Here is a 13,438-nt window from a genome sequence, read left to right on the forward strand (position 1 = left end):
GAGAGAGTTTTTCTTAATTTAATAATGATGCTCATGAAAAGAATGAATAAAATGTTGTTGGTTGCTGCTTTGGCGGCAACCACACTTTCTGTTCAGGCAGAACAGAAGAAGGGACCGGCTTGGTTGAGTGATGCACTTTTCTATCAGATTTATCCATCTTCCTATATGGATACAGATGGCAATGGTATTGGCGATTTGCCGGGTATCACTTCCAAGTTGGATTACATCAAGTCGCTGGGTGTGAACGCCCTTTGGCTCAATCCGATTTTTGAGTCGGGATGGTTTGATGGTGGCTATGATGTCATCGACTTCTATAAGGTGGATCCTCGATTCGGTACCAATACCGATTTGGTTACATTGGTCAATGAGGCCCATAAGCGTGGTATGAAGGTTTGTCTCGACCTGGTGGCAGGACATTCCAGCACCAAGTGTGCCTGGTTCAAGGAGTCTTCCGAGAAAGATCCTAACCAGCGTTACAGCGACTATTATATCTGGATGAACGATATTCCTGAGAGCGAGAAGAAAGAAATAGAAGCCCGTCATCAGGAGGCAAGTCCGGAGTCTAGTACCCGAGGCAGATATGTGGAGGCGAATGCTCCTCGTGCCAAGTATTATGAGAAGAATTTCTTCGAGTGCCAGCCTGCCTTGAACTATGGTTTTGCTCATCCAGACCCAAATCATCCTTGGGAGCAGGGGGTAGATGCTCCTGGACCACAGGCTGTTCGCAGGGAGATACGTAACATCATGGCATTCTGGTTTGATAAGGGTGTAGATGGATTCCGTGTAGATATGGCATCATCGCTCATCAAGAACGACCCCGACAAGAAGGAGGTTTCCAAGCTCTGGAATGAGATGCGTGCCTGGAAGGATCAATACTATCCTGAGACCGTCCTGATTTCAGAATGGGCTAATCCGCAGCAAGCCATCCCTGCTGGTTTCAACATCGATTTCTACATTCATTTTGGTCTCAAGGGATATGCTTCTCTGTTCTTCGACCGCAAGACTCCATGGGGCAAGTGGGAGCAGAGTTACCAGAACTGCTATTTCGACAAGCTGGGTAAAGGTTCGCTCAAGGAGTTTAGCGAGAACTATACCAAGGCATTCAATGCCACTAAGAATCTCGGCTACATCGCTGTTCCATCTGCCAACCACGATTACCAGCGGCCTAATATAGGTACCCGTAACACTCCAGACCAGCTGAAGGTGGCGATGACCTTCTTCCTCACCATGCCTGGTATTCCATTTATCTATTATGGTGATGAGATTGGTATGAAGTATCAGATGAATCTCCCTAACAAGGAGGGTAGCAATGAGCGCTCTGGTACCCGCACTCCGATGCAGTGGACCAAGGGCAAGAATGCCGGCTTCTCAACGAGTGCGCCTGATAAACTCTACTTCCCTGTAGATACGGAAAACGGAAAGTTGACCGTTGAGGCTCAGCAGGGAGATCAGAATTCTCTGTTGTCATATACCCGTAAGCTGACCGCTTTGCGTCATTCAGCCAAGGCTCTTGACAATGAGGGCGATTGGAAGCTCCTGAACCAGAAGGGTCAGGAATATCCGATGGTATATGAGCGTACTTTGGGTGAAGAGAAGTATGTTGTTATCGTGAATCCTAGCGCCAAGGCTGTGTCTCTCAACATCAGCTCTGTAGGTGGCAAGGTGGTTTCTGTTCTTTCAACAGGCAAGGTTGTATATAAATCAGGCAAGAAGACCGATGCTATCAAAGCTTCAGGCATTAGTGCCGCCGTATTCAAGATGGCTAAGTAACCTGTGAACATGATTATTGCTAGCTTTATTAAATATCAGAATCCGCATGGATTTTAAGGAAAAAGAATGACTAAAAAAGCAAAAAATAGCAGATTTGGGCTTTTGTTTTGAGTTTCAAGTGGTTGTGGCAGTTGTTGGCTTTAAGTGACGTTCGTGAGGAAATGCGAAAATGGCGGATTTGAGAAGTAGAAACGCTTTCAAGTCATTACCTCAAAGAAACTCTCTAATAAGCATTTTTAACGGCTTCGGTTTTTACTTCTCAATTCTGCACAGGTTGTGAATTTGCCATGCAACTCTCATGATTTAATTTTGCACAGAACAAAAAGCAAGGAATTATGAGAAGTACATTCAAGACAGTCTTCTATGTAAATGGAAGCAAGGAGAGAAACGGAGTTGTCCCTATCATGGGACGAGTGACAATCAACGGAACTATCGCACAGTTCAGTTGCAAGCTGAGCGTGACCAAGGCGATATGGGATGCCAAGGGCAACAGAGCCAAAGGCAGAAGCAAGGAAGCCAATGAGGTGAACTTTGCGCTTGATAACATCAAGGCTCAAATCGCTAAGCATTACCAACGGCTTTCCGACCGTGAGGCGTTCGTTACCGCTGAAATGGTGAGAAACGCATATCAAGGCATAGGTACGGAGTATGAGACATTACTCAGAGCTTTTGACAAGGAGAACGCAGCCTTTGCCCAACGCGTGGGAAAAGACCGAGCTGTCCGAACCTACCGCAAGTATCTGACGGTAAGAAAGTACGTTGCCGAGTTCATCAAATTTCAGTACAAGCGCAGCGATATGTCCATGAATGAGCTTACCGAGGAGTTCATCCGTGATTTTTGTCTGTATTTGAAGAATGTCATTGGACTCACGCAATCTACCATTTGGATATACTCCATACCATTGAAGCATATCGTCACGGCAGCACACTACAACGGCAAGATACAGAGAAATCCGTTTGCCATGTACCACGTTGACCCAGACCACAAGGAGCGGGAGTTCTTGACAGAGGAAGAATTGGACATATTGGCAGGAATAGAGTTGGAAAATCCCAACTTTGCTTTTGCGAGAGACTTGTTTATGTTTGGTTGTTGGACAGGTATCTCTTTCGTTGACATCAAGAATCTTACAGAGGACAATGTTGCCATTATAAGTGGGTCTCCATGGATAGTTTCTCAGCGTCAAAAGACAGGCGTACCATTCAAAATTAAACTGATAGATGCAGCCATACAGATAATTGAACGTTACAAGCCATTGAGAAAAGATATGCACTTGTTTAATATTGGCTCACTTGACATGGTAAACAAGCGTATAAAGAAAGTGGCAAAAATGTGTGGCATCAAGAAGCGAATTTCATTTCATGTAAGCCGGCATTCGTTCGCAGTTTTGGCTTTAAACTACGGTATGCCGATAGAGAGTGTAAGCAAGATACTGGGACATACGGACATCGCCACAACACAAATTTACGCAAAGGTGACAAGTACTAAATTGGAGCATGACATATCAGCTTTTGAAAGTCGAATCAAGGGGCATTTGCCTACAATGGGAGGAATGGCATGAAAAGGACAGTAATCACCGTGGACGGAAATGGAATGTTATCCATTCCGTCCAACTTGCAAGACTTGTGGATGAGTGAGGGTGAATTGGTTGATATGCTTCATGTCACCGCCATGAAACTCCATGCTGTGATAAGGTCAATATACAAGGATGGTTTATTGACGGTGTCGAAAGTCCAACAGAAACAGGAAACTTCCAATGGCATTTGGCAAACGTTGTATGGCTTTCCGATGATTGTTGCCCTTTGCTTCCGTATAAACTCATACGGGGCAGCTCGGTTTCGTGTCACCATCTTCAAGAGATTGTACGGGGCAAAAGAGAAAAGTAGTGTCATTATCCTACAACTCAATAGAAGAACAACCGCCTTTAGTTGAATGTCCTCTTGCTTGTTTGTTGGCTTGGCGCTGTCGTACTGTCGTGAATAAGTACTGAAGCATAAGCATGACATTCTTACTTGTAGGGGGATGAGTTCTGTTCCTAAAAATGACGGACAAAACACCCCTTATTTTTGTTGAATTGTTGAATATGATGAAAGAAGTATTGAACATCAGGCATTTACGGCTCAACATATTCTCAACAAATCTCTCAACAAAAGAAAGATAATGTTGAAAAGAGAAAACCATGAACACCATTCCTTTCTTTCTTTTTAGCCCAGTAATTTGTTGTGTAGAGCTATTTGTTGAGAGTTTGTTGAGGGTATAAGTGGTTGGTTCTCATAAAGATAACACCTATCTTCAACAATTCAACGTTTTACATGCCCTCACTTGGTACGCTGTAAAATGTGCTTGTGGATTAATTGGCAACCGCTCTATTCTCCGAAATGGTTGCAGCAACGTTCCTTGGAGGCTTTGCGCCTCCAGCCACTTGGGCGAACCTCCGCAGTGTTTTAGCATGGCATTAGATTTATGCAGACTATACCGAGGACACACAGCACACTCGGCATAGTTCACAAAGGAAATCAACAACACACAACTGAAACACTTGGCAAGTTTCACACTGAAAATATCACCTTTTCCTTTGCAAACTCCATGTACAAAGTAGCTTGTGTCTGTGACCTTGTTCTTTCAATGTGGCAGCTTTGATGTTTGGCGTAAATTGAGAGAATTAAGGTCTGCAACCTTGGGCATGGAAAGCCGAAAGGCAAATATCTCGTCTTTTGTTCTTAGAGGAGGGAGCGAGGTTATGTTTCGGGAACCCCAAAACTCCTCGCTCCACCATGAGGGTGGAGAATTTTTGCTCCCGATGGTCGCAGAAAATGAGTATACCAACTGCAATTACTGCCATTATATGCTAAATTTTGTTATATATCTATATAATTGTGTTAATAATATTCTTTTTCTTTGGCAGTTAAAGAAAAGCATCCTATCTTTATAAGCAAAACAATTAATTTAAATTGAAACAAAATTAAATAGTCATGCGTATGAAAAAGTTGATTTTTATGTTTCTTGCTATTCTTCTTTGTGGAATAGTTCAAGCTCAGAATGCAGAAGTAACCTTGAACAACGGCACCTTTGTGAAAGGTGACATTAAGAAGTTTTCCTTTAATGTAGACAATTACCATGAGTTCAGAATCAAAAAAACTGATGGTGAGAAGGCAGACTTCGCATCTACTGATGTAAAAGAGATAAAATACTATAACAAGAAGGCTGGAGAATGGGAAAACTGGATTCCGATGGTTGCCCAGATGGGAATGAGCATGTCTTATAAAGAGAATCCGAAACTCTACAAAAATCCGGTATTCCTTCAGCCAGTTTATGAGGGGAAAAACATTTCTGCCTATATTCACTATATAAACACAGCTACCCATGTGAAATCGGGAAGTATTTACAGATTGGCTATCATGTTTTATTACAAAGCCAAGAATGAGGACTTTGCAAGAACCTATTATTTGAAGGATAATAGCATTGGAGGAATTGGTCAAAAGACTGTGCTAAAAATGTATTTTAAAGGTTATCCTCAGATAAAGGAAATACTCAAAGGTCTAAGTATGAAAGAGATTCGTAAAGACCCTACTATATTAGTCAGAAAACTTGATGAAGTTTTGGAATAACTTCCTTGATTATGATTTATGACAAAGTTTTTGTAATCAAATTTTTGTAGTGTTAAAAATATCTATCGAAACATTAAATAAACGTACATATGAAAAAGTTACTTTTTATCATCTTTTTAATGGTGTTCTCGTTTGCGACAATAGCAAACGCAAAGAAACCTAAAGAGAAAGTTTCATGGCCTAAGGCAGTGCTGACTCTTAAAGACGGTACTGTGCTCAACGGCTATTTGCAGAACGACATCCACTTCATGAAAAAAAACATCTATTTCAGTGAAACACAAAATGGTAAGGATGTAAAATACAAAATCGTAGACATTAAATCCCTTGTGGTGGACAATGCTATGCAAGACGGCAAGAAGCGAACTTTCGTTCTTAATGAAGATGACCCTACATTCCCTTTTATGGCAACTGAAATTTACAAGGGTAAACATGTTACGGGCTATATGCAGCCGTTTGCTTTTGAAAGTTCCACCCACAGCAGGTCGTTTACTGGTATATGGACAAATAATACCGTTTACTTGGGCTGTAGGGGATATCACTATATGGTTGATAGCGGCAAGCATGTTTACTATTGGATGTTATTTGAGGATAAAAAAATTAATTCCAAAAGAGAAAAATATTCTCAAAAGAAACTGTTGAAAAAGATAAAGGATAAATTCAAGGACTATCCTGCCGTCGCTGAAGAAGTGGAAAAGAGAGGACTCACTGCTGAGCAAATCCACGAGGACCCTACCATTCTTCTTGAAATCCTTGACAAGAGTCTGCAATAATCTTTTGTCTTTTCCCCCATACAAATGCTTCCGTACTTTCGCAGTATGGAAGCATTTTTCAATTTATCCCTCCCCACAGGTTGGCGGTTCATTCTCTGTAGGTCTCAGATGTTCTTGTTACTACTCAGCCCCTAAAAATGAATTTCAAGTACTCATTTGACATAATAGCCTATTTTGTAGCATAAATATAGCCAAAATCATCAATATTTTGCGGATTTGACACATCCAAGGGGTGTTGAGTAGTACGTATATGGCAGCAACTGAAAATAAAATCTAAAAAATGGATATGATTTTCATCAATCCACATAAATGTTGTACCTTTGTCACCGAAAAGAGTTGTTTGACAAGTAATGCAAACTTATGTATAATACAGAAGTTAAAACTATTACCAAGTCATTACCTCTATTGAGGTGAAACACTTGTAAATCGCTCATTTTTAGCTATTCGGCATATTTTAGCAGAATTTTTCGGAAAAATAAGAAAGAATACGAAAAGATTATCCGAAACAGAAGCATTGGCAGCTATCTGTTTCGGATTTTTTATATGGTTTCCTTACTCCTTTATCTCCTTTATCTCTTCCATAATTTTCTTTAAATAACTAAAGATATTTAAATATTTAACCCTATATTTGGCGATAAATAAAGAAATAACTATATTTGCAGCATGATTACGGAATATGGTATAGAGGCAAAGTCTAATTCTGAGATTATATCTGAATTAGGAGGACGATTCAAGCAATATCGTCTGTTCAGCAATCTCACTCAGAAAGAGGTGGCTGTAAAGGCTGGTGTGAGCATTTTCACCATTAGCCAGTTTGAAAAAGGCGAAGCTAAGAACATAGGTTTTGGCACTATTCTTTCTCTGTTGAGAAGCATCGGATTCCTGCAGGAAGCAGAGAAACTCTTGCCGCCACTGCCAATTCTGCCTAGCCAAGTGAAGAAAATGAATGAAAAGAAGGAAAGGGTAAGACATGAAAGATAATGTTGTGCAGGTGAATTTGTGGGATAAGAATGTGGGCTTGTTGTCTTGGGATGACAAGCGCAGCTGCTCTGTCTTCCAATTCGACAAGGATTTTATGCAGTATGGATGGAATATTGCTCCATTGGTAGCACCGTTGGATTCTGTTTATGTCCAAAGAACTTTCCCTATGTCTGGAAACAGAGAAAAACTTTATGCCGGTTTGCCTGAGTTCATAGCAGATTCTCTGCCTGACCATTGGGGAAATGTGGTCTTCCAGAAATGGATGGAAGCCAATCATCTGCAATCCAAAATGGTAAATGCAGTGGATAGACTGTCTTTTATCGGTAAGAGAGCAATGGGTGCCTTGGAATTTCAACCTGCTCATATCCAGGAGGATGCATCTGTAAATATCGAGTTGGCTTCACTTTATGAACTTGCCAATAAGATATTTCTGGACAGGCAGGATGTGAACATTGATATGAGCAACAGTCTTATTATGGAAGATTTGTACAAGGTGGGAACTTCCGCTGGCGGTCAGCGTCCTAAGGCTATTATCGGTATGGATGAGGCTACAGGTATTATTCGTTCTGGCCAAGCCGATTTGCCGTCTAACTTTAAGCACTATATATTGAAGTTTGATACAAGCAGGAAAAATGAACTTCCTTTTACTAGGGTAGAGATGGCTTATTATCTGATGGCCAAGGATGCCGGTATCAACATGATGCCTTCTCGTTTGGTAGAGATTGAAGGAACCCAGAATTTTCTGACCCAACGCTTTGATAGAGTGGAGGGTAGAAAAATATATACTCAGACTTTGGCTGCCATGAGTTCCTTGGCTGATACTTACGAAGATTTGTTTGTTGTGGGTAGAAAACTGAATTTGTCTGCTGAAGAGCAGAGTCAGCAATATAGGAGAATGGTGTTTAATGTACTTGCAGAAAATGTAGATGACCATACCAAGAACTTCTCATTTGTGATGTATCCCAACGGAGAATGGCATATATCGCCAGCTTACGACATCGTGTTTTCCGCCGATCCTGATTCGCATTTCTATCGTAACCATGAACTTACGGTTCTTGGCAAGCGAAAGAATATAACGAAGCAGGATTTGATGCTTTTTGCACAAAGACAGGATATCAGAAATGCTTCTAGTATCATAGAAGAAGTGGAAGACGTAGTGATGAACTTCAAGTCTTATGCAGAGAAAGTGGAAATCGATGAGCACTGGATACGCAAAATAGAACGGGTTTTGGAAGAAAACCGTTAAATGATGTACAAAAGTAAGAATAACATGCCTGATATGATATATGCTGCCTTATCATTCTGAAGGTAAGTGACTGGTTAAAATTGGTATCCATAGCCATCAAAAATACTACGCAGAAGAAAAATTTCTCAATCTGTGAAACCAACTTTCATAGGTACATCTTAATTTTGCATCCAAAAATGAATGTATTAATGTTGTATGATGATGGTTAAGCAAATATCAGATAAAAAAGATGTGGAGCAGATAGATTTGCTCCAGGCCTTCGAGATAATCGTAGAAAAGGCAAAAGGATCTTCTCTCGGAGAAGAGTTTTATCAGAAAGTAGATCCGTATCTTGGTTTGGTTTCAGATAAACTGTGTATCTCCAAGCGGGCAAGTGTTATCATGGCCCTCTTTGCCGACCGGTGCTATGATACCCAAATCCGGTTTTCAGATTTGACGGAATACCTGGATTGCAGAATCCTGACATTGCTCAGATATTCCAACGAAACTCAGGAACTTATCGATAAGGAATATGTTTGTCAGAATCGGATTGAAGGACTCAGCTATAGTTCCTTCGCTGAGATCAGAATCCTTCCATCTGCTTTGGATTTCTCTTAATGTGATGCCGCCCCTTTTTCTTGCCCGATGGATGGTTTCCACCAGCCAGACATATTTGTTCAATTGATTGATAGCCATATTCTGTTTCTTTAATTTGGTACAAAGATAACGGAAAAGTAGGAAAATATGTTGCACAGGATAGATTTATTTCATGCAGATTTCAATTATTTCATCGTTTTGCGAAAAAAAAACGAACCTGTGCAGCCAATTTACCCATGTCTTCTGTACTTTTGCACTGGAAATAAAAAAATGAAATTTATATAATATCTTCCCGACTTTTCCGTTTTCTGATATAGACATTATAAGAATGTGGAATAAGTATAAGAAAAAGAATGAAATTAAAATTTTAGTAATATGGATTTAAAAGCTATACAGCAATTGCTGCAAGAAGCTCAGCCTATCTTACAGAAAAGTAAGGCTGAGAAGAAAGAGCGTGAGGCAAAAGGCGAATATTTCAGTGTTTTTGAATATTTGAATTTTTCGCGCTTTGAGGAACAACTGCATACTCCTTTTCTTCGTATGCTGCTTGATAAGGATGCCAATCATGGAGTGGGGAAAGGCTTCTTGGAGGCTTTCCTGAAAATGGTTGTGAAAAAGTTGAAGTCTGATTTTCAATATGATATCAATTCGAGTCATATTGAATATAAAGATGTTTATTTGGGCAATAATGAGATATCTGAGGATGGTACTTCTACTGGAGGAAAAATAGATATTCTCTTGCATGATGACAAAAAGCATGCTATCATTATTGAAAACAAGTTTGATAGATATGGCAATCCTGCTCAAGATCAACCTAAGCAACTTGAGCGATATTATAATCATGGCAAAGATGATAAGAAATATGAGGATTTTATCTTGATATATCTCACTCCATCTGGTCAATATGCTTCGGAGAATTCTACGGGTCCCAATAAAATAATCTATTATCCGGTAAGTTATGACCTGTCTGATAATAAGCCAAATATCTTATCTTGGCTTGATGAGTGCTTGAATATATCAAAAGGATGCCCTCGCATTCATGAAGTGATTAAGCAATACATAACTTATATAAAAAATACAAGACAGATTATGGAAGGAAAATATCAAAATGAATTGTGGAATTTGTTGTTTTCAGATGAAAATTTATTAGATGTGACACTTAATATCATACATAGTGGGGAAAAGATAAAAGAGAAAATCAGAAAAGACTTCTGTGAAAAGCTAGTGCAAAAGGCAGGTGAATATGGTCTTGAACTTCGTGAAAATGATAATGGGTATGTTAACATCATTAAATGGGATAATGATAAAGATGTTTGGATGATTTTTGTAGGAAAGAAGAAGTGTCAATCACAAGTAGGATTCGTGGTTGGCTATTTCTCACGAACAGACGATAATAATGGCGGAATGTTATATGGGTTGTCTATTATTAATGGGGACTATTCAAATCTGGAAGAGCTGAAACATAAATTTAAGATAGAGTCTGGCAATCCAGATGACGAGTATCCTAAGTTCACACAAGAGAATCTACCGGGTAAACTTTCTGAAGAGCAATGGAAAGAATTCCCTTGGGGATTTTCGTATTTAAGTGACGAGAATAGAAAATGTGATAAAAATTGGTATGATTGGGATGATCCTCAAACTTTGGCAGATATGCGCAATGGCAAGATGCTTGATTTTATGAGAACCCGTTTTGAAATACTGAAAAAGTATGGTATCATAGACAAGCTGTAGTTTATAACAACCAAGCATCATTCTCATGAAAGAAATCGCATTTGATTCTTTGCTGCTGATAGCTGCTGATGATGTTAGTCAGCAAGCTATCAATCAGCTTCGCTCAGATGGAATATATTCCATCGAGAACCGTTCTTGCACACTTATCAATATGATACTGGTATCTACTGCCGAAGGAGCAGAACATGTTCATCAGGTATTGGAGAACCACGAACGTGCCAGAAAGAATGTAGTCGTAAAGATGACTCCGGAACTCAGCATCAAGGATGAATCTGATATCGACTCTATCTTGTCTTTTCAGCAAAATCCAGGCTGTAATCCATACATGGAGTTGAAGCACTTCTTGCAAGTGTACCATGAGAATGTGGAAATTCATGGTATGGTAGGCTTTGATTTCAGAAGTTTCTCCGATATCATCAGAGGAAAGAATGTGGTATCTATCTACTCTTATGAATATCAAGACGACATAGCTGAGGCTATCAGCCATCTAAAGCCAGTCAATTTAAAAGACAATGGCAAATATCTTCTGTCGTTTACAGTAGGTAAGTATGATGAGAAGACTCTATCCAAGCATTTGGCTTCTCTCAATGAATACATGGATACTTTCCCTGAAGAGAGCAGCCTCTACTGGACATTCAGAGAAGCAACTCCGCAAAAAGTAACTTTGTTTGCTTCTATATCTTCAGAGCAATAAAAGGAAACGTTGATGAAGGAAGAATTCCCTCCGTAAGTATATTAGCTTCATCAGGCATCGAAAGTAGTTTCATCAGACACCGAAACTACTTTCGATGCCTGATGAAGCTAACTTCGTTTTTGGGCTTCTTTTCCTAATAATTTTTAGAATATGCTTGGCTAATTCAGATTTTCTTCGTAACTTAGCAGCGCAAAACGTAAAGCATGTAGGAATATGGCAAAAATAGTAAATAAATATCCTGTAGGAATTCAGACATTTGAAAAAATCCGCGAGAATGGCTATCTCTATATAGATAAGACCAAATATATCGTGGATTTCAGGGAAAAGAAGATGTCCTATATCTTTCTGAGTCGTCCGAGACGATTCGGCAAGTCTCTCTTTGCCTCTACCCTTCAGGCTTATTTTGAGGGAAGAAAGGAACTTTTCGAGGGATTGGCCATTGCTGATTACGAGAAGGATTGGGTGAAGCATCCTGTGCTGCATTTCGACCTGAGTGGTGCCAAGCATTTTGATGAGGAAGGCTTGAAGCATTATCTCGACTTGCAGCTGAAACCATACGAGAAGCTCTATGGCAGGGATGATGATGAATTGTATCCAAACGACCGACTGGATGGAATAGTAAAGCGAGCTTACGAACAGACGGGCGAAAAGGTGGTTGTCATTATTGATGAATATGATGCCCCATTGCTGGATGTGGTGCATGAGAAGGATGTACTCAAGCAGTTGCGTCTCATTATGCAGAACTTCTATAGTCCTTTAAAAAAGCTCGACCCATATCTGGAGTTTACCTTCATTACGGGTATTACTAAGTTCTCTCAGCTCAGTATCTTCAGCGAACTCAACAACCTCGATAATATCAGCATGTTCGACCAGTATTCGGCTATCTGTGGTATCAGTAAGGCTGAACTTTGTACGCAGATGAAACCGGATATAGAGGCTCTTGGGGAAACTCTTGGCATGACGTACGAGGAATGCCTGGCTGAGTTGACGAGATACTACGATGGTTATCATTTCAGTAAAAAATCAGAAGATGTTTTCAATCCGTTCAGTCTGGTGAAGGCACTGAATGCACGGGATATTGCCTCTTACTGGTTTGGTTCTGGAACGCCAACTTATCTTATCAAAACGTTGCAGAAGTACCATGTCAGCGTGATGGATATAGAGAAAAAGTCATGTGATATAGATGACTTTGATGTTTCGCCCGAACTGGTGACCTCTGCACTTCCGCTGCTCTATCAGAGCGGTTACCTCACCATCAAGAAGTATAATCCGATATTGCATCGCTATACGCTGGAATATCCTAACAAGGAGGTTAAGACGGGTATGCTCAAGAGTCTTGCGCCCAACTATCTTTCGCCAATATCGCTGGATAACAACAGTTTGGTAGGTGATTTTCTTGAAAAGCTCTATGATGCTGATGTTGAAGGAGCGATGGTTCGCCTGAAAGCCTATCTTGCTAGTATCTCCAACCGCTTGAGTAATAAGAACGAACGGGATTTCCAGACGGTGTTCTATCTTATCTTCAACCTGATGGGTGCCTACATGAGGGTAGAGGAGAACAGTGCGATAGGCAGGGCTGATGCCGTGGTGTATATGCCTGATGCCGTGTTTGTTTTTGAACTGAAGTATGATGGTTCTGCCGAAGAAGCTATTAGACAGATTGATGAAAAGGGATATCTGATTCCATATTCTGCAGATGGTAAGCGCCTGTTTAAAATAGGTGTAAATTTCGATAGTAATCAGCGTACGATTGGTGATTGGATAATCAGGGAAGAATAAGAAAGAAAACGAAAAGATAATCCGAAACAGAAGCATTGGCAGCTATCTGTTTCGGATTTTTTGCAGTAACCATACGGATGCAAATGGAAAATCAGTTGCACAAGATAGATTTATTTCATGCAGATTTCAATTATTTCATCGTTTTGCGAAAAAAAACGAACCTGTGCAGTCAATTTTCATATTTTATTTGTAATTTTGCCATGTCATTCAGAGTTTTGCTATTCTATTCATGCAGCACTAAGATTAGAGGTATTTCTGATATGGCATAATCCTAGGCAGTTTTTT

At 40.1% G+C, this 13,438-nt stretch carries 10 protein-coding genes; all 10 read left to right on the forward strand.

Annotated features, from left to right (window positions below):
• Window positions 1-42 precede the first annotated feature (42 nt).
• The 10 genes from KUA49_RS03450 (at window position 43) to KUA49_RS03495 (ending at window position 13,153) form a co-directional block, all read left to right on the forward strand.
• Window positions 43-1,770, forward strand: coding sequence for an alpha-amylase family glycosyl hydrolase (locus KUA49_RS03450; RefSeq protein ID WP_218412016.1), 1,728 nt, complete (start codon window positions 43-45; stop codon window positions 1,768-1,770).
• 335 nt (window positions 1,771-2,105) lie between these two features.
• Window positions 2,106-3,329, forward strand: coding sequence for a site-specific integrase (locus KUA49_RS03455; protein WP_117945580.1), 1,224 nt, complete (start codon window positions 2,106-2,108; stop codon window positions 3,327-3,329).
• Between the two features lie 1,417 nt (window positions 3,330-4,746).
• Window positions 4,747-5,376 carry a hypothetical protein gene (locus tag KUA49_RS03460; protein WP_118081388.1) on the forward strand — a complete coding sequence of 210 codons (630 nt, stop codon included), beginning with the start codon at window positions 4,747-4,749 and terminating at the stop codon, window positions 5,374-5,376.
• 89 nt (window positions 5,377-5,465) lie between these two features.
• Window positions 5,466-6,146 carry a hypothetical protein gene (locus KUA49_RS03465; RefSeq protein WP_118081390.1) on the forward strand — a complete coding sequence of 227 codons (681 nt, stop codon included), beginning with the start codon at window positions 5,466-5,468 and terminating at the stop codon, window positions 6,144-6,146.
• A 663-nt stretch (window positions 6,147-6,809) separates the two neighbouring features.
• Entirely contained in the window at window positions 6,810-7,127 is a 318-nt protein-coding gene (locus tag KUA49_RS03470; protein ID WP_089543833.1) for a helix-turn-helix domain-containing protein, read from the forward strand.
• On the forward strand, window positions 7,117-8,373 hold the full coding sequence (locus KUA49_RS03475; protein ID WP_218412952.1) for a type II toxin-antitoxin system HipA family toxin: 1,257 nt from the start codon (window positions 7,117-7,119) through the stop codon (window positions 8,371-8,373). The genes KUA49_RS03470 and KUA49_RS03475 overlap by 11 nt, the downstream gene beginning before the upstream one ends.
• 231 nt (window positions 8,374-8,604) lie before the next feature.
• Complete coding sequence (locus tag KUA49_RS03480; RefSeq protein WP_238405816.1) at window positions 8,605-8,970, forward strand: hypothetical protein; 366 nt, start codon at window positions 8,605-8,607, stop codon at window positions 8,968-8,970.
• 354 nt (window positions 8,971-9,324) lie between these two features.
• On the forward strand, window positions 9,325-10,680 hold the full coding sequence (locus tag KUA49_RS03485) for a PD-(D/E)XK nuclease family protein (RefSeq protein WP_218412953.1): 1,356 nt from the start codon (window positions 9,325-9,327) through the stop codon (window positions 10,678-10,680).
• Between the two features lie 25 nt (window positions 10,681-10,705).
• A complete protein-coding gene (locus KUA49_RS03490; RefSeq protein WP_218412954.1) occupies window positions 10,706-11,374 on the forward strand; it encodes a hypothetical protein in 669 nt (222 codons plus the stop codon).
• A 213-nt stretch (window positions 11,375-11,587) separates the two neighbouring features.
• On the forward strand, window positions 11,588-13,153 hold the full coding sequence (locus KUA49_RS03495; protein ID WP_218412955.1) for an ATP-binding protein: 1,566 nt from the start codon (window positions 11,588-11,590) through the stop codon (window positions 13,151-13,153).
• The last annotated feature ends 285 nt before the right edge of the window (window positions 13,154-13,438 follow it).

The sequence above is a fragment of the Segatella copri genome, from assembly GCF_019249655.2.
Lineage (GTDB): Bacteria > Bacteroidota > Bacteroidia > Bacteroidales > Bacteroidaceae > Prevotella.

Coding starts and splice junctions, on each gene's coding strand:
- KUA49_RS03450 (WP_218412016.1), top strand. CDS start 43: ATGAATAAAATGTTGTTGGTTGCTGCTTTGGCGGCAACCACACTTTCT.
- KUA49_RS03455 (WP_117945580.1), top strand. CDS start 2,106: ATGAGAAGTACATTCAAGACAGTCTTCTATGTAAATGGAAGCAAGGAG.
- KUA49_RS03460 (WP_118081388.1), top strand. CDS start 4,747: ATGAAAAAGTTGATTTTTATGTTTCTTGCTATTCTTCTTTGTGGAATA.
- KUA49_RS03465 (WP_118081390.1), top strand. CDS start 5,466: ATGAAAAAGTTACTTTTTATCATCTTTTTAATGGTGTTCTCGTTTGCG.
- KUA49_RS03470 (WP_089543833.1), top strand. CDS start 6,810: ATGATTACGGAATATGGTATAGAGGCAAAGTCTAATTCTGAGATTATA.
- KUA49_RS03475 (WP_218412952.1), top strand. CDS start 7,117: ATGAAAGATAATGTTGTGCAGGTGAATTTGTGGGATAAGAATGTGGGC.
- KUA49_RS03485 (WP_218412953.1), top strand. CDS start 9,325: ATGGATTTAAAAGCTATACAGCAATTGCTGCAAGAAGCTCAGCCTATC.
- KUA49_RS03490 (WP_218412954.1), top strand. CDS start 10,706: ATGAAAGAAATCGCATTTGATTCTTTGCTGCTGATAGCTGCTGATGAT.
- KUA49_RS03495 (WP_218412955.1), top strand. CDS start 11,588: ATGGCAAAAATAGTAAATAAATATCCTGTAGGAATTCAGACATTTGAA.